This window comes from Streptomyces sp. DSM 116795 (assembly GCF_055792905.1).
Map to the genome: position 1 here is coordinate 3,823,084 of NZ_CM147707.1, position 16,669 is coordinate 3,839,752.

At 71.3% G+C, this 16,669-nt stretch carries 15 protein-coding genes; 8 read left to right on the forward strand and 7 right to left on the reverse strand.

All coding sequences use genetic code 11. From position 1 onward, the window contains the following. Nucleotides 1–4: 4 nt before the first annotated feature. A complete protein-coding gene (locus ACSMXX_RS16495) occupies nucleotides 5–835 on the reverse strand; it encodes a methyltransferase domain-containing protein (protein WP_473179464.1) in 831 nt (276 codons plus the stop codon). A gap of 68 nt (nucleotides 836–903) precedes the next feature. Between ACSMXX_RS16495 and pdxR the strand changes: the two genes are divergently transcribed. Then, nucleotides 904–2,391, forward strand: a complete 1,488-nt coding sequence (pdxR, locus tag ACSMXX_RS16500) for a MocR-like pyridoxine biosynthesis transcription factor PdxR (protein WP_473179465.1) — start codon at nucleotides 904–906, stop codon at nucleotides 2,389–2,391. A 117-nt stretch (nucleotides 2,392–2,508) separates the two neighbouring features. Then, nucleotides 2,509–3,393, forward strand: coding sequence for a trypsin-like serine peptidase (locus ACSMXX_RS16505; RefSeq protein ID WP_473179466.1), 885 nt, complete (start codon nucleotides 2,509–2,511; stop codon nucleotides 3,391–3,393). Nucleotides 3,394–3,460: 67 nt separating this feature from the next. Here the strand turns inward: ACSMXX_RS16505 and ACSMXX_RS16510 are convergent, their stop codons facing one another. Then, nucleotides 3,461–3,970 (reverse strand): PPOX class F420-dependent oxidoreductase, encoded by a 510-nt coding sequence (locus ACSMXX_RS16510; protein WP_473179467.1) that lies wholly within the window; start codon nucleotides 3,968–3,970, stop codon nucleotides 3,461–3,463. A gap of 178 nt (nucleotides 3,971–4,148) precedes the next feature. Between ACSMXX_RS16510 and clpB the strand changes: the two genes are divergently transcribed. Together clpB and ACSMXX_RS16520 are read left to right on the forward strand one after the other, a co-directional pair. Continuing rightward, entirely contained in the window at nucleotides 4,149–6,770 is a 2,622-nt protein-coding gene (gene clpB / locus ACSMXX_RS16515) for an ATP-dependent chaperone ClpB (protein ID WP_473179468.1), read from the forward strand. Nucleotides 6,771–6,872: 102 nt separating this feature from the next. Continuing rightward, on the forward strand, nucleotides 6,873–7,406 hold the full coding sequence (locus ACSMXX_RS16520) for a type III secretion system chaperone family protein (RefSeq protein WP_473179469.1): 534 nt from the start codon (nucleotides 6,873–6,875) through the stop codon (nucleotides 7,404–7,406). 165 nt (nucleotides 7,407–7,571) lie between these two features. Here the strand turns inward: ACSMXX_RS16520 and ACSMXX_RS16525 are convergent, their stop codons facing one another. From ACSMXX_RS16525 to ACSMXX_RS16535, 3 genes are read right to left on the reverse strand one after another with little or no spacing between them, the layout of a single operon-like run. Beyond that, nucleotides 7,572–8,369 (reverse strand): carbon-nitrogen hydrolase family protein, encoded by a 798-nt coding sequence (locus ACSMXX_RS16525; RefSeq protein ID WP_473179470.1) that lies wholly within the window; start codon nucleotides 8,367–8,369, stop codon nucleotides 7,572–7,574. A 44-nt stretch (nucleotides 8,370–8,413) separates the two neighbouring features. Next, nucleotides 8,414–9,811, reverse strand: coding sequence for an MFS transporter (locus tag ACSMXX_RS16530; protein ID WP_473179471.1), 1,398 nt, complete (start codon nucleotides 9,809–9,811; stop codon nucleotides 8,414–8,416). Further along, nucleotides 9,804–10,622, reverse strand: coding sequence for an HpcH/HpaI aldolase family protein (locus ACSMXX_RS16535; RefSeq protein ID WP_473179472.1), 819 nt, complete (start codon nucleotides 10,620–10,622; stop codon nucleotides 9,804–9,806). The genes ACSMXX_RS16530 and ACSMXX_RS16535 overlap by 8 nt, the downstream gene beginning before the upstream one ends. Before the next feature lie 163 nt (nucleotides 10,623–10,785). Here ACSMXX_RS16535 and ACSMXX_RS16540 point away from each other — a divergent pair, with 163 nt between their 5' ends. Then, the gene (locus ACSMXX_RS16540; protein ID WP_473179473.1) at nucleotides 10,786–11,469 is read left to right on the forward strand and encodes a GntR family transcriptional regulator; all 684 of its coding nucleotides are present in this window, start codon (nucleotides 10,786–10,788) and stop codon (nucleotides 11,467–11,469) included. Nucleotides 11,470–11,540: 71 nt separating this feature from the next. On the opposite strand, the gene ACSMXX_RS16545 is transcribed toward ACSMXX_RS16540, so the two are convergent. Both ACSMXX_RS16545 and ACSMXX_RS16550 read right to left on the reverse strand, forming a co-directional pair. Continuing rightward, entirely contained in the window at nucleotides 11,541–12,761 is a 1,221-nt protein-coding gene (locus ACSMXX_RS16545; RefSeq protein WP_473179474.1) for a pyridoxal phosphate-dependent aminotransferase, read from the reverse strand. A gap of 87 nt (nucleotides 12,762–12,848) precedes the next feature. After that, nucleotides 12,849–13,340 carry a CHRD domain-containing protein gene (locus ACSMXX_RS16550; RefSeq protein WP_473179475.1) on the reverse strand — a complete coding sequence of 164 codons (492 nt, stop codon included), beginning with the start codon at nucleotides 13,338–13,340 and terminating at the stop codon, nucleotides 12,849–12,851. Nucleotides 13,341–13,713: 373 nt separating this feature from the next. Between ACSMXX_RS16550 and ACSMXX_RS16555 the strand changes: the two genes are divergently transcribed. The 3 genes from ACSMXX_RS16555 (at nucleotide 13,714) to ACSMXX_RS16565 (ending at nucleotide 16,626) form a co-directional block, all read left to right on the forward strand. Beyond that, nucleotides 13,714–13,956, forward strand: a complete 243-nt coding sequence (locus tag ACSMXX_RS16555) for a hypothetical protein (protein ID WP_473179476.1) — start codon at nucleotides 13,714–13,716, stop codon at nucleotides 13,954–13,956. Nucleotides 13,957–14,301: 345 nt separating this feature from the next. Next, on the forward strand, nucleotides 14,302–14,874 hold the full coding sequence (locus tag ACSMXX_RS16560; protein ID WP_473179477.1) for a DUF2617 family protein: 573 nt from the start codon (nucleotides 14,302–14,304) through the stop codon (nucleotides 14,872–14,874). A 117-nt stretch (nucleotides 14,875–14,991) separates the two neighbouring features. Next, the gene (locus tag ACSMXX_RS16565; RefSeq protein ID WP_473179478.1) at nucleotides 14,992–16,626 is read left to right on the forward strand and encodes a polyamine aminopropyltransferase; all 1,635 of its coding nucleotides are present in this window, start codon (nucleotides 14,992–14,994) and stop codon (nucleotides 16,624–16,626) included. The last annotated feature ends 43 nt before the right edge of the window (nucleotides 16,627–16,669 follow it).

The window sequence follows — 16,669 nt, forward strand, 5'->3', positions numbered from 1 at the left end:
AAGCTCAACCGGCGGTGTGCGGGCCGGGGTTGACGGCGAGCGCCTTGAAGTACGTGTAGTGGAAGGTGCCGCCCGGCTCGGTGGTCCGGTACAGGTCGGCGATGCCGCGCTCCCAGTCGGCGGGCGTGGTGAGACCCGCGGCAAGGACGTCGTCACGGATCAGTTCGAACATGGCGATGAAGGTGTCCCGGGTGAAGCCCTGGACCAGATCGGGCCGGGACCGGTCGGCGTAGACCGTGACCGGGCGTACGTCGACGTGCTCGTACCCGGCGTCGGTCAGCAGAGGCTGGAGCCGGCGGCCGATCAGCGCGTCGCCCCCGCTCGCCGACTGGAGACGCACCTGCTGGTCGACCACGGCATGTGCCTCGGCGCTGTACGGATGGAAGAAGACCGAACCGTGGTCCCCCTCGATCACGGTGGCGGTGCCTCCGGGGCGCAGCAGCCTCCGCAGCTCCGCAAGCGCGCGCTCCGGCTCGCGCAGATGCTCCAGTACGAAGCACACGAAGAGATGGTCGAACTCGCCGTCCGCGTACGGCAGATCGAACAGGTCGGCCCGGCACCACTCCACGCCGGCACCGGGGACCTGGGCCGTGACGCGCTCACGGGCGCGGCGCAGAGAGTGCTGGGAGGTGTCGACGGCCACGATGTGCGCGCCCGGACTGGCGGCGGCCAGATGCACCGTCTGAGCGCCGGTTCCGCAGCCGGTCTCCAATACGCGGCTGCCAGGCGGGTAGCCGGTGCCGCGGTGCAGGAGTGCGGCGAGCGTGTCCGCCTGGTCGCCGAGGCGGCGGGCCTCACGTTCCGAGTACCCGTGCACGTAACCGGTGTCTGTCACAAAGACCTCGCTCTCTCCCCAGCTGCGCCGGCATCTGTCCGTGACGCCACCCTGCGGGGATTAGATCGATGAACAGTGCCAAAGAGAGCGCAGTCGACCGGGCCATAACGACGGGTTCCGACTTCCTCCAGCTGGACACCGCCGAGGCGCCGCGCGGAGGGCTGGCCGAGTGGCTGGCGCGGCGGCTCCGGCTCGCGATCTCGGACGGCCGTCTCCCGGTCGGCAGCAGGCTTCCCGCCTCGCGGGTGCTGGCCGCGGAGTTGAGGGTCTCGCGCGGCGTGGTCACCGAGGCGTACCAGCGGCTGAGCGAGGACGGACACGTGGCCGGACGGGGCCGTGGCGGCACCGTCGTCGTCGCCACGGCAGCCCCGCCGGATGCCACCGTCACGGCGCCATCGCAACCGCCGGCGGACGGGGTGGTCTTTGACGCCGAGCCGGACGTGGAGATCTTCGAGACGATGCGGGCCACCCCCGCCCCCGTCGATCTGACGCCGGGGGTCCCGGACTTGGCCGCGTTTCCGCGTACCGCCTGGCTGCGCGCCGAGCGTTCCGTGCTCGACGGGCTGTCCGCCGCCGGTCTCGGCTACGGAGACCCGCGCGGTGCACCGGAGCTGCGCCGCGCGGTCGCCGGCTGGCTGCCCCGTAACCGCGGCGTCAGGGCCGACGCGGACGACGTGGTGGTGGTCGCCGGTGTCTCGCAGGCCCTGGCTCTGCTCGCGCTGCTTCTGCGCGAGCACGGTCCGGGCACCGTCGCCGTGGAGGAGCCCGGTTCCCTCGGAGCCCGCCAGGTGCTGCGCAGATGGGGGCTGGACACTCCTGCCGTCGAGGTCGACGCGGAGGGCGTCGACGTCGGCCGGCTGCGCGCTTCGGGGGCAGGGGCCGTACTGCTGACCCCCGCGCACCAGTTCCCGACGGGTGTGGTGCTCGGGGGCGACCGGCGCCGTGAACTGATGAGCTGGGCCCGCGAGGGCGGACTGATCATCGAGGACGACTACGACGCGGAGCACCGCTACGACCGTCCGCCTGTGCCCGCGCTGCGGTCGATGCTGCCGGACCGGGTCTTCTACGCGGGCAGCGTCTCGAAGCTCCTCACCCCCGCTCTGCGAGTTGGATGGGTGCTGGCACCACCGCGCTACCGGGAGGCACTCGTCGACGCCAAGCGGCACACGGACCTCGGCAACGCCGTGCTGCCGCAACTGGTGCTGGCGAGGCTGATGGAGTCGGGGGAGCTGGAGCGGCACCTGCGTCTCATGCGCAGACGTCACCGCCGTCGCCGGGACGCCATGATCGAGGCCGTCGGGGCGCATCTGCCGGACGCGACGGTGCACGGCGCCGCGGCCGGACTGCATCTGACGGTCACCTTCGACGACGCCCGGTTCGCGGACACCGGCCTCGCGGCGGCTGCTCTGGAGCGGGGGGTCAAGGTGCAGCCGCTCTCCTGGCACCGTCAGCGTCCCGGACGTCCGGGGCTCGTCCTCGGCTACGCGGCGAGCACGGAGGCCGGAATCGCCAGGGGCGTGGCGGCACTCGGCGAAGCCCGGCTGCGGATGCCGTGACGGCCCGACCCCACGCCTGGGCCGGCCGGCCGGGGCCGGCGGGCCGGAACATGCACTGTTAACCCGATCAGGTGTGTGCGGTTGGCCCCGGGGACGGCGGCGGAAGAGCGTAGGTGCATGACGTCGACCCGCGCGGCGCTCGCCGCACTCGTGACCTGCACGACCTCGCTGGCTCTCATGGGGGCGAGTGCGCCCGCGCCGTATCCGCACGCCTCGAAGGGTGACCGCTGGCCGCAGGGAACGGTCAGGACGGTCGGGAAGCTCGTCGCCAAGCTGCCGGGCCATCAGGCGGAGTCCTGCTCCGCCGCGATCGTCGACTCCCCGAGCGGCAGCATCGTGGCCACCGCGGCGCACTGCATCCACAGCCCGGAGCGTCCGCGCAAGCCGGAGGCCCTGTACTTCCAGCCCGCCTACAAGAGCAAGAACGGCCTCAAGGGCAAGGACAAGGGCAGGAGCAAGGGCAAGGGCACCAAGCGTGGCGGCACGGGCGACGGTCCGCGGACGGTGCTCGCTCACGGCTGGAAGGTGGAGTCGTGGAAGACGGCTCCCGGCTGGGACACCAGCAAGAACCTGGAGTCGGTCCTTCCGTACGACTGGGCGTTCCTGCGGATGGAGAAGCGAGGCGGCCGCACCATCCAGGACGTGTACGGCGCGAACAAGCTGCGGACCGAGCCCGTACGCGGCGGCCACACGGCCACGCTCGGCTACCCGGCCTCCTCGCCGTACGACGGGGAGACGCTTCACTACTGCGCGGGCAAGGCCCACCGATACGAGCGCGGCGAGATCGCCGCCACCAACGTGGGCGCACTGTCACTTCGGCCCTGCAAGCTCACCCAGGGCGTCAGCGGCGGCCCGTGGCTGCGCGGCATCGACAGGAAGAAGGGCGCCGGAACCCTGGTGGCCGTCACCTCTGTCGGCTCCGACGACGAGCTGCTGGGGCGGCCGTATCCCAAGTCGGCGAGGGCGCTCCTCGCCGAGTTCGGCGCCAAGAACAAGCGCTGAAGCCGGAGCCGTGCCCGGACGGACCGGGAGCGGACGGACCGGGAGCGGACGAACGGAGCCCTGCAGCTCAGGCCATCGCCACGCGGCCCAGGGTCCGGTCGACGGTGATCTCGATCAGCACGCGCTCCGGGTTGGGTCCGGGCCGGCGTCCGTAGCGTTCCTCGTAGCGGTGCTCCGCGTCGGCGACCGCCGCCGCGTCCGTACGGATGCGGGCCCGGCCCTCCAGGGTCGACCACCGTCCGCCGTCGAACTGGCAGAGGGCGACGCGCATGCCGTCGCTGCCGGCCGCCTCGATGTTGCGGACCTTCCTGCTGCCGTGGCGGGCCACCACGCGTGCGGTGCCGGGCTCCCGGCCGGGACCGGGTTCGTACGTCACGCTCACGGGCACCACGTGCGGTGTGCCGTCGGGCCGCAACGTGGTGAGAGTCGCATAGCGGCGCTCCTGCCAGAACTCCGCGAGGGCCTCCTCGGAGTCCCCCTGCGTCCCCTGGGTCTTCTGGATCCCCGGGGTCTCCTCGGTCTCCGTCGCGGGGGTCGCCGAAGCCGGCTCAGGCGGGTGCGGTTCGATGCTCGTCATGGGAACGAATCTAGCCCCGTGACAGTTGAGTGGAATAGACTCAACTTGCTGGAGGCTGAAGCTAGCAGCGAGCCAGGGCGAGGGGCACGGACGAGGGACAGGGAAGGACAAGGAAGCCCCCGGCAGGGCCCGCCGGCAGGCGACAGCACAGCCGTAGACGAAGGAGGCACGCACGCCAGTGGACGCAGAGCTGACCAACAAGAGCCGGGAAGCGATCAGTGCGGCCAGCGACCGGGCGGTGACGGACGGGCATCCCGACATCACCCCCGGCCACCTGCTCCTCGCTCTGCTCCAGGGCGAGGACAACGAGAACATCTCCGACCTGATCGCCGCCGTCGAGGCCGACCAGGCGGCCCTCCGCTCGGGCGCCGAACGCCAGCTCGCCGCCCTTCCCAGCGTCCAGGGATCGACGGTGAGCAAGCCGCAGCCGGACCGGCCGCTGCTGGCCGTCATCGCGGACGCCACACAGCGCGCGAAGGAGCTCGGCGACGCCTACGTCTCCACCGAGCACCTGCTCATCGGCATCGCTGCCAAGGGCGGCCAGACCGCAGACCTGTTGAAGGAGCAGGGGGCGACGGACAAGGCGCTGCTGGAGGCGTTCCAGTCCGTCCGGGGCAGCCGCCGGGTCACCAACCCCGACCCGGAGGGCACGTACAAGGCGCTGGAGAAGTTCGGCACGGACCTGACCGCCGCCGCGCGCGAGGGCAAGCTCGACCCGGTCATCGGCCGGGACCAGGAGATCCGCCGCGTGGTGCAGGTGCTCTCCCGCCGTACGAAGAACAACCCGGTGCTCATCGGCGAGCCCGGAGTCGGCAAGACGGCGGTCGTGGAGGGCCTGGCGCAGCGCGTGGTCAAGGGCGACGTGCCCGAGTCGCTGCGCGACAAGCGGCTGGTGGCGCTCGACCTCGGCGCGATGGTGGCGGGTGCGAAGTACCGGGGTGAGTTCGAGGAACGCCTCAAGACCGTGCTGTCGGAGATCAAGGCCAGCGACGGCCAGATCATCACCTTCATCGACGAGCTGCACACCGTGGTCGGCGCGGGAGCCGGCGGCGACTCCGCCATGGACGCGGGCAACATGCTCAAGCCGATGCTCGCGCGCGGCGAGCTGCGCATGGTCGGTGCCACGACACTCGACGAGTACCGCGAGCGCATCGAGAAGGACGCCGCGCTGGAGCGCCGCTTCCAGCAGGTGCTGGTGGCCGAGCCGACCGTCGAGGACTCCATCGCGATCCTCCGCGGCCTCAAGGGGCGCTACGAGGCGCACCACAAGGTCCAGATCGCCGACAGCGCCCTGGTGGCCGCCGCGGCGCTCTCCGACCGGTACATCACCTCGCGCTTCCTGCCGGACAAGGCCATCGACCTCGTCGACGAGGCGGCCTCCAGGCTGCGCATGGAGATCGACTCCTCGCCCGTCGAGATCGACGAACTCCAGCGCGCCGTCGACCGGTTGAAGATGGAGGAGATGGCGCTCTCCAACGAGACCGACCCCGGCTCGGTGGAGCGCCTTGAGCGGCTGCGCCGCGAACTGGCGGACCGCGAGGAGGAGTTGCGCGGCCTGACCGCCCGCTGGGAGAAGGAGAAGCAGGGCCTCAACCGGGTCGGTGAGCTGAAGGAGCGCCTCGACGAGCTGCGCGGCCAGGCCGAACGGGCCCAGCGCGAGGGCGACTTCGAGTCCGCGTCGCAGCTGCTGTACGGGGAGATCCCGGGCGTGGAGCAGGAGCTGGCCGAAGCGTCGGCCGCCGAGGAGGAGGCCGCGTCCCAGCCTGAGCGGGAGACGATGGTCAAGGAGGAGGTCGGCCAGGACGACATCGCGGACGTCGTCGCCTCCTGGACGGGCATCCCCGCCGGACGGCTCCTGGAGGGCGAGACCCAGAAGCTGCTGCGCATGGAGGAGGAGCTGGGCCGGCGCCTGATCGGCCAGACCGAGGCCGTGCGTGCCGTCTCCGACGCCGTACGCCGCACACGCGCCGGCGTCGCCGACCCGGACCGCCCCACAGGCTCGTTCCTCTTCCTCGGCCCGACCGGAGTCGGCAAGACCGAACTGGCAAAGGCGCTCGCGGACTTCCTCTTCGACGACGAGCGGGCCATGGTCCGCATCGACATGAGCGAGTACGGCGAGAAGCACTCCGTGGCACGCCTGGTCGGCGCGCCGCCCGGCTACGTCGGATACGAGGAGGGCGGCCAGCTCACCGAGGCCGTGCGGCGGCGTCCGTACAGCGTCGTGCTGCTGGACGAGGTGGAGAAGGCGCACCACGACGTCTTCGACATCCTGCTGCAGGTACTCGACGACGGGCGGCTCACGGACGGGCAGGGCCGGACGGTCGACTTCCGCAACACCATCCTCGTGCTCACCTCCAACCTGGGCAGCCAGTTCCTGACGGATCCCCTGGAGAAGCAGGAGGAGAAGCGGGAGAAGGTGCTCGCCGCCGTACGCTCGTCCTTCCGGCCGGAGTTCCTCAACCGCCTCGACGACGTCGTGGTCTTCTCCGCTCTCAGCGAGGAGGAGCTGGGCCGCATCGCCCGGCTGCAGATCGACGGGCTGCGTCGGCGCCTCGCCGACCGCCGGCTGGAGCTGGAGGTCACCCCGGACGCGCTGTCCTGGCTGGCGCGAGAGGGCAACGATCCGGCGTACGGCGCACGGCCGTTGCGCCGCCTCGTGCAGACGGCCATCGGCGACCAGCTGGCCCGGGAGATCCTCTCGGGCGAGGTGCGCGACGGCGACACGGTGCGCGTCGACCACGTCGAAGGCTGGGAGGGCCTGATGGTCGGCAGCACCTCGGGAGCGCCCGCGGAGTCCTGACCGGCGGCGACGCGGGCCGGCCCGTACCGGCGTCCGCGTCGCTTGCCAGGACGGGCCCGGCATGGGGGAGGATGGCGGCATCCGTACGAAGGGAAATACACGGTGAGCATCGATCCGTCCTCGATTCCGAACTTCGGGGGCCAGGAGCCCGACCCGGAGGGATCCGGTCCGACCGGCCCTGTGATCCCCGACCAGGAGCTGGTCAAGCAGCTGCTGGACCAGATGGAGCTGAAGTACGTCGTCGACGAAGAGGGTGACCTCGCGGCGCCGTGGGAAGAGTTCCGCACGTACTTCATGTTCCGGGGCGAGGAGGAGCAGCAGGTCTTCTCGGTCCGTACGTTCTACGACCGGCCCCACCCGATCGAGGACAAGCCCAAGCTGCTGGAGTCCATCGACGACTGGAACCGGCGGACGCTGTGGCCGAAGGTCTACAGCCACACGCACGACGACGGCACCGTCCGCCTGATCGGTGAGGCGCAGCTGCTGATCGGTACGGGCGTCTCCCTTGAGCACTTCGTCTCCAGCGTCGTCAGCTGGGTGCGGGCGTCGATCGAGTTCGACAAGTGGCTCGTCGAGCAGTTCGGCCTGGAGAAGGACGCGGAGTCCGGCGAAAAGCCGGACGACGGCACCGAATGAGAGGGACGCTCCGCGCGGCGAGTCCGCGCGGGGGCGCACGGCACGACGGGCCGGGGTCGCCGAGACGCCGGCCCGTCGTGCTGCGTGGGTACGGACGCGTGGCAGGTATCCGGGCGGGGGCGGCAACTACCGGGCGGGCGCGGCCGGTTGGCCGTCCCGGAGTGTCTACCGGCGCTCGGTCACGGTGAACCGGCGCAGTTCGAGTGCCGGATTCACCTTCCTGACCGCCGTGATGCGCTCCCGCTCGGCGGTGGCGGCCGCCGTGCCGGTCTGCTCACCGAGCGACGCGAGTACGACGCCCATCGGATCGACGATCATGCTGTTGCCCGCACCTGTGGGGGCGCACTGGTCGGCCGCGGCCACGTACACCGTGTTCTCGATCGCCCGGGCCCGCAGCAGCGTGACGAAGTGGTCCTCCTTCAGCGGCCCCGGCACCCACTCTGCGGGCACCAGCACCACGTCGGCGCCCGCGTCGACGAGGCGCCGTGTGACCTCGGGGAAGCGCAGGTCGTAGCAGGTCTGCATGCCGAACACGAGGCCGTCTGCCTCGAACGTCCCGAAGTCACCGACGGCGCCGGGGTGCACGATCGAGGACTCCGTGAAGCCGAAGGCGTCGTAGAGGTGCAGCTTGCGGTAGACGGCCGTGACGTCGCCGTCCGGACCCGCGGCGACGAGCGTGTTGAAGATGGTGCTGCCGTCCCGCTGTTCGTTCATGCCGGCCACCAGATGTATCCCGAGCCGTGCGGCCAGCTCGCGCAGTGCCGTCGCGTACGGGCCGTCGAGAGGCTCCGCCGAGTCGACGAAGCGCCGGTCCATCGCGGGTGCGGTGTACATCGCGTACTCGGGGGCCACGACGACCCCCGCGCCGCGGGCGGCGGCCTCCTCTGCGAGTTCCCGCAGAGCGGTGAGGTTCGCGCTCTTGTCCTCACCGGGCGCGAACTGTGCAACGGCGATGTCGCCCATGCGTCTTCTCCTTCTCCTGTCGGGAGTCGTTCAGCGGTTCAGGGTCACGAGGCGGGGGCGGGCATGCGCTCGATACGTCCGAGCACCGCCGTGTAGCAGACGATCCCGCCCAGCAGCACCGCGCCGGTGACCATGAACGCCCCGGCGAAGGAACCGGTCGCGTCGACGACCGTGCCGGTGACGATCGGGGCGGCGATGCCCAGCAGGTTCGCCGTGAAGTTCACGATCCCGCCCAGCGTCCCCGCGTACCCCTCCGGTGCGATCAGCGCCACGATGCTCGACCCGGCGGGCACGGAGATCGCCAGCCCGGCAGCGCCCACCGAGAGGTACACCAGGGCGACGCCGACCGATTCCGCGTACGCGGCTCCCGTCACGGCCATCGAGGCCAGCAGGCTCAGCACCAGCACGGTGCGGCGTACGCGGGTGGTGTCCTGCGTCCGGCGCAGCCAGCGGTCCATGAGGAGGCCGCCCACGAGGAACTGCGCGAGCACGGCGGCCAGCCACGGGAGCATCGCGTAGAACCCGCCCTGCAGCAGATTCACGCCGAACTGCTGCTCCAGATAGCCGGGCAGCCAGGTGAGCAGCACGTAGTAGCTGTAGGTGTACGAGGCATAGCCGAGCGCCAGACCCCAGGTCTTGCGGCGCCGCAGCAGGTGGCCCATGCCGCGCAGCGAACCGCCGCCCGCGGTCGCGGACTCCTCGTCGTCCCCGCCGCCCGCGCGGATGTACTCGAACTCGGCTGCGCTGAGCCGGCCCTTGGCGCGGGCCTGCTTCGGGGAGAGGTACATCAGCCACCACACCGCCAGATACACGGCGGAGAGCACGCCGGTGAAGACGAAGGCGGCGTGCCAGCTGTAGACCGTGACCAGGAAGGCCATGACCGGGATGCCGATCACGTTGGACAGCTTGGCGCAGCCGTCGAAGACCGCGGTGGCCGTTCCGCGCTCGTGCTTGGGGAACCACTGGCCGATGCTCTTCCAGCCGGCGGGGATGGTCGGCGCTTCGCCGACCCCCAGCAGCAGCCGGCTCACCAGCAGCAGGCCCAGGCCGCCCGCGGCGGCCGAGGCGAAGGAGGCGACGGTCCACAGGAAGGCGGCCGCGCGGTTGACCCAGGTGACACCGATCCGGTCGATGACGGATCCGACGGGGAGCTGCAGCATCGCGTAGGTCCACAGGAAGGCCGAGGAGAGCAGGCCCATCTGGGAGGCGCTGATGTCGAAGTCCCGCATGATCGCGGGAGCGGCAACCGAAAGGTTGACCCTGTCGATGTAGTTGACGAAGGTGCCGACGCCCAGGACGCCCGCGATGCCCCAGCGGAACCTGCCGCCCTGCGTACGGGCGGCCTTCTTCATGCGGCCGGTCTCCGCTTGGCCGGTTTCCGCCCGGCCTGTCTCCGCCTGGCGGGTTTCCGCCTGGCCGGTCCCCACTCCCGCCTCAGTCATCGTGCCGCCCCGGTCCCGGTCCCGTAGCCGCTGCCGTCTCTTCGTCCGTCACGCCGGCGTCGGCGAGTATCCGCCGCGTCATCTCCAGCGGGGCGGAGAACCCCGCGGCCAGGGCGCCGTGTTGCATGATCAGCGCCATCTGGTCGACTCCCGCCCGTACCGCGAACTCTTTCTCCTCCGGGGACCACGCTGGGAGGAACCACGGCTTGCCGGCTTCCGCCGCGGCGTCGGCGATCCTCCGGAGGTCGTCGAAGTCGCCTTCCGTACGGGCGTACGCTCCACGCCCGCGCCGCAGCGAGAGATCGCTCGGGCCGACGAACACGCCGTCCACGGTGGGCAGGGCGAGGATCGCCTCGATCTCCTCCACCGCTCCCGCGTCCTCGATCATGGGGTAGCAGCGGGTCATCGAGTCCTGCTCCCGGACCCACGCGTCTGTCATGCCGCCGTAGGACGCCGTGCGCCCGCCGGCGAAGCTGCGGTCTCCCAGCGGGGGGAACTTCGCGAACCCTGTCACGGTCCGGGCGTGCGCCGCGTCCTCCACGTGCGGGATCACCACGACGTCCGCGCCGAAGTCCAGCGCCTGCTGGACGGGGCCCCTCTCGGGGCCCAGCACCTTCGCCAGCACCTCCATCCCCGAGGCCTTGACGAAGGGTATGAAGCGCTCCAGATCGGCGAGGTCGAACGAGCCGTGCTCGATGTCGAGCACGACGGCGCCGTAGCCCATGCCGCGGGCGATCTCCACGGCCGCGGTGCTGGGGTCGGAGAGCCAGACCGCGAAACGGCGGTCTGCGGTGACGCTGGGAACGGGCACGTGTGACTCCTCGGGACGACGACCGCGCAAGTCGCGCATGCGTCGTGTATACACGGTGCATTTCAGAGGCGTCCAGGGCTAGGATGTCCTCGCATCACCGCGCACGTCCTGCGCGCACCTCCTGCGGACGGGGCCGTCAGGGCACCGAGAGGAAGAAGGGCCAGTGACCACACGGGACGGGGCGACGCGCAGCCAGAAGCCGGCGGGGCCGGCCAGGGAGCGCGTCTACGACTGGCTCCGTGACGAGATAATCAAGGGTTCCCTCGAAGGCGGCGAGTTCCTCGACGAGCAGTGGGTGTCCCGCACCGTCGGCGTCTCCCGTACACCGGTCCGTGAGGCCTTCCACCGGCTCGCGGCCGAGCACTTCATCCAGCTGATGCCCCGCAAAGGCGCGCAGGTGCGCAGCGTCACGGCGCGCGAGCTGGAGGAGGTCTACCAGGCGCGCCGGCTCATCGAGGGCCATGCCGCGCGGTCGCTGTGCGAGGCGCGGCACGGCGCACCGGGTGAGATGGCCGCGCTCCTGGAGCCCATGGAACGGGCGGGCCGGGAGCGTGACTGGTTCGAAGTCGCCGCGCTCAACCGGCAGTTCCACGAGATCATGGTGCGCACCGCCGGCAATTCGGTGATCACCGACCTCTACGAGGGCCTGCACTCCCGTCAGCAGCGCGTCGGGCTGCGCGCGATGCGCGCCCGGCCGGAACGCGTGGGGACCGTGGACGCCGAACACCGCGCTCTGGTCGCCGCGTTGGACGCCTTCGACGCCGAGCGCGCCATCGCGGTTCTCGACGAACACCTGCGGCCCGTCCCGGAAGTGGTCTCGGTCCTTCCGCGCGAGACCGACGGCTGAACCGGGCGGCGCCGCACCTCCGGCCCGTTGCCCCCGGATCAGCCTCGGGATCAGCCCGGGTCAGCCCGGGATCAGCCCTGGGGGCTTGCACCCTTCAGCCGCGTCACGGCGTCCGCCAGCACGTTCTGCTGCTTGCAGAAGGCGAAGCGGACGAAGGGTGCGCCCGCTGACTCGTGGTCGTAGAAGACCTGTGTCGGTACGGCCACGACGCCGCAGCGTTCGGGCAGTGCGAGGCAGAAGTCGATGCCGGAACTCTCGCCGAGCGGCCGGATGTCGGTGGTGACGAAGTACGTGCCCGGCGCGCGGAAAACGCCGAAACCCGCCTCGGACAGGCCCTGGGAGAGCAGGTCGCGCTGGGCGCGGAGGTCCTCGCGGAGCTGCGTGTAGTACCTGTCGGGCAGGGCCAGCGCCTCGGCGACCGCGTACTGGAACGGCCCGGCCGACACGTATGTGAGGTACTGCTTCGCGGAGCGCACCGCGCCGACGAGCTCGGGAGTGGCCGTGACCCAGCCGACCTTCCAGCCCGTGAAGGAGAAGGTCTTGCCCGCCGAGCTGACGGTGACGGTCCGCTCGTGCATCCCGGGGAACGAGGCGAGGGGGATGTGCTCGCCTTCGTAGACGAGGTGCTCGTAGACCTCGTCGGTCACCGCCAACAGGCCGCGTTCGACGCAGAGTTCCGCGATCGCCGCCAGCTCGTCGCGGCTGAGCACGGTGCCCGTGGGGTTGTGCGGGGTGTTGAGCAGGATCAGCCGGGTGCGGTCGGTGACGGCGTCGCGCAGCTCGTCCAGGTCGAGACGGAAGGTGCCGGTCTCCTCGTCCGGCCGCAGCGTCACGGGGACGCGGGTGCCGCCGGCCATGGCGATGGCCGCCGCGTAGGAGTCGTAGTACGGCTCCAGGGCGATCACTTCGTCGCCCGGCTCCAGCAGGGCCAGCAGCGCGGCGGTGATGGCCTCGGTGGCGCCGGCGGTGACCAGCACCTCGGTGTCCGGGTCCGGGCCGAGGCCCAAGTGCCCGTACCAGCGGCGCTGGTGGGCGGCGACGGCCGTGCGCAGCTCGGGGATGCCGGGCCCGGGTGGGTACTGGTTGCCGTGCCCGTCACGCAGGGCCCGTACGGCTGCTTCGCGCACCGCCTCGGGGCCGTCGGTGTCGGGGAAGCCCTGGCCGAGGTTGATCGCGCCGGTACGGACGGCGAGGGCCGACATCTCCGCGAAGATCGTGGTGCCGAACTCCGCGAGGCGCCGGTTGAGCAGGGGACGTCCCGGAGCTCGCTGGTCAGCAGTCATGGCCGTCATCCTGCGGGAAGCTCCCTGGTTACTCAACTCCCCGACCGCCCCGGGGCCCTCGGCCCTGGGGCGGTCGCGGCTACCCGTACGGCGTGATCAGAGCTGGCCGCGGACGGCTCCGGGAGGGAACTCGGCGTTGTGGACGTTGACATAGAAGAAGAACGGGTTCCGCTTGATGCCGTCCAGCTCCCAGCGGGTCAGGACCTCGTCGGCGTTCTCCGGGGTCTGGGTCCGCTGCGCGCGGATGCAGCCCTCGGACGTGCCGTCCTCGGGCGGCGTGTTCAGCGTGACGGCGATGGGCCCCGCCTCGCCTCGCTGGCCGAAGTGGATGTGGGCGGCGGTGGGGGGAGCGATGTCGCGGACGCTGAGCTTGTAGCAGAGCTTCTCGTGCTTGATCTTGTACTTGAAGACGCCGGTGCCGTCGGGGTCGCCGGGGCCGGGCACCTCCTGCTCACCGTCGAGCCTCACGGTGTGCTTGCCGTGGCCGCCGGCGGGGTCGGCCGGGGCGGCGGTCGCGGTGCCGGCCGTCGAGGCCAGCAGGGCCGCGGCACCGAGTGCGGCGGCGACGGCTGCAGTGGATACGCGCATGCGGATACTCCTTCTCCATTGCGGACGCGGAGAGCGTGCGGACGAGCACGTTCCGTACACAGTGGTTTGCCGATGACGACGCTATGGGCGGCATGGGGCATTCGCATCCGTACCGGGCATTCGGTGTATCCGGGACGCAGTGGATGGCGGCATGGCTGGATGGCTGGATGACCGGACGGCCGGGAGTGCGGTGCACCCGCCGGCGCGCGCGAACCTCTCGTCTTGCTCAACTCTGCTTTGACGCCGCGGACTCCGGGCAGAAGCCGGTTCACGCCGGCCAGGTGCCGGCTCGCGGGCGTCACCGGGATGCCCGCCCGAGCAGCGAGATCAGAGCAGTGCCGGGCGGCACTGCGGAGAAGAGGGGGAAACGCACATGGGCAAGATCTTCGTGTTCATAGTCCTGGCGGTGATCGTCATCGCGATCGTCGCCGCCGTTTCGAAGAGCACCAAGGGCGGCAGCAAGCGGCGTGGCGGCGGCTACTCCGGCGGCGGCGCGGCGGCCGGCGGCTGGTGGGGAGGTGACTCCGGCGGCGGTGACGGCGGCGGTGGCCACTCCTGCGGTGGTGGCGGCGGTGGCGGCGGCTGCGGTGGCGGCGGTGGTGGTGGCGGCGCCTGACCGGTCGTCGCGACAACAGGCTCACAGCTCACGGTTACGGGAGCAGTCGCGCGGTTCGAGGAGCAGGCTCCCGGCCGTGCGGCTGTCCCGTCCGCACTACAGGGAATCCCTCCCTCCGTCGAGGGCCCGGCAGTTGAACATTTGAACTGCCTGGCCCCCGGGGGGATGGAAACCCGGAGAAGTTGGGCGTTAACGCTGTGGTAGTACACATTTCATGATTCGGTGATTCTGTATCCCCGGACTTGGCGTGGGTACGAGCCGGCGGGCGCACGACCCCGGACCCTGGTCACTCGTCGAGAGATGCGCCCGGCTCACCCCTCCACTGTGTGCTTGCGGAGCCGACCCATGCTCACCACTCTCTCCACCCCCTACACCGACACCCGCGCGGGCGACCTCGCATGGGCGCTCGGCCGCGAGCCGCTCCCCGCGCTCGCCCAGCGCGAGCTGGAACTCGGCGCCGCCACAGTGCAGTTGAGGCTGCTCGGCGCATCCCATCAGGTGCTGCTCGAAGAGGACGGCTGCGTCTGCTCCGAGACCGTCGCCTGCATGCCCGGCAGCAGTACGCCGCTGCCGCTCGGTGTATCCAGACGCACCGGCGAGTTCGACTACGACTTCGCGGCGCGCGTCGAGGTGCTCTCGCCCGGCTCGTTCGCGGGCCGCGCACAGGAGTTGCTCGACCTCGTCTCCGACCATCCCGGCGGTCTCGCCGGTACGTTCCCGGGCGCCCCGCACGCGTTCACGGCGCTGCTCGTTCAGCGCTTCGCGGGCCACGTGCGCTGGCGCACGTGGCATTCGTATCCGCAGGAGGGCCGGCTGGTCTCCACCCGTACACGCGTGGCCCGTTGCGCCGCGGGTACGCGTAAGGCTCCCGCCGCGGTGCCGGCCGGAGCGGCCGAACAGCCCGCGGTGGCACGGTAGTCGGCCACTGGGGAGTGCCCCGCTCGTGCTTCCGGCCGCTTCACTGCGCGTGTTTTGCCGCGAAGGCACGCGTGTGGGTGACGAAGAGTGCAAAAGCTGTGACGTAGCGTTCGCCGCATGATCGACCGCCCCCTCGCCCAGTCCCAGGACGCGCGGCTGCCCGTGCCGGCCGGGCTCGGGCGCGGGCTCGTCCTCGCCTCGGTCTTCGTGTGTGCCGCGTGCGGCCTCGTCTACGAGCTCGAACTCGTCGCGCTCGCCTCGTACTTGTCGGGCGACTCCGTCACGCAGGCGTCGGTCGTGCTGTCCGTGATGGTCTTCGCGATGGGCATCGGGTCGCTGCTCGCCAAACGGCTGCGCTGCCGCGCGGCCACCGGATTCGCCGCCGTGGAGGCGCTGCTCGCCCTCGTCGGCGGCGGTTCGGCGATCGCGCTCTACGCGAGCTTCGCCTGGTTCGGCGGTGCGCGCGTCGCCCTCGTCGGCTTCTCCCTCGCCATCGGGGTACTGATCGGTGCCGAGATGCCGCTGCTGATGACCCTCATCCAGCGCATCCGCAAGCAGGACGCCGGCGGTGCCCTCGCCGACCTCTTCGCCGCGGACTACGTGGGTGCGCTGGTCGGTGGACTGACCTTCCCCTTCCTGCTGCTGCCGTTCTTCGGCCAGTTGACGGGTGCTCTGCTGACGGGCGTGGTGAACGTGTGCGCGGGCGGGGTCGTCGTGCTGTGGCTCTTCCGTCACGACGTGGGTGTCCGCGTGCGCTGGTGGCTGCTCGCGGCGAACGGCGCGGTGGTGGTGCTGCTGGTCGCCGGCACCGCATTCGTGGCCTCCTTCGAGCGCGCGGCGCGGCACGCGGTGTACGGGCAGCACGTGCGCGTCGCCGTCCGCGACGGCCAGCAGGAGGCGGTTCTCACCGGCGACCCGGACCCCACGGCGTACCGGGACGGCGCCGAACCGCTCCGGTTCTACCTCGACGGGCGGCTGCGGGCCTCCTCCGCCGACGGAAACCGCTACCACGCCTCGCTCGTCCGGCCCGCCATGGCCGGCGGCCCGCACGAACGGGTGCTGATCCTGGGCGGCGCGGACGGGCTGGCGCTGCGCGAAGTGCTCAGGCACGCACGGGTGCGGCAGGTGACGGTCCTCGAACGCGACCGGGCCGCAATGGAGTTGGCCCGTACGGACCCTGGTCTGCGGCGGCTCAACAAGGACGCGTACGACGACCCCCGCGTACACGTCAAAACGGACGGCGACCTCTTCGACCGGCTGCGGGAGCGCGCGCGTACCCCGGGCGCGGCACTGTACGACGTCGTGATCTCGGACCTCCCCGACCCCGCCGTGCGGGACAGCGCGAAGCTCTACTCGCATGAGTTCTACGGGCTCGTGGGCCGCGCGCTGGCGTCCGACGGCCGCTTCGCCGTCCACGCGGGCGCGGCCGCCGGGCAGCCCCGCACGTACTGGACGGTGGAGGCGACCCTCCGTTCCGCGGGGCTGCGCACCTCGCCGTACGTGGTGCGGCATCCCCGCGACTGGGGATTCGTGCTCGCATCGCACGGCGCGCAGCAGACCGCGCTCACCACCCTCAGCGCCACCGGTGGCGGAGCCGCGCTGGACGGGGGCGCCGCGTTCCGCAGCGGTGCCGGCACCGCGTCAGGGCTCCGTCCGCTGACTCCGCATCAGTTGCGTACGGCCGGGCTGCACGCGGAACGCGACCGCCTGACGGGCCTTCCGCCGTCCACGCTCACGCATCCGCGCCACTGAGGCACTCACGCACCGGGCTCCCCGGCCCCCGCGCCCAGGCGGG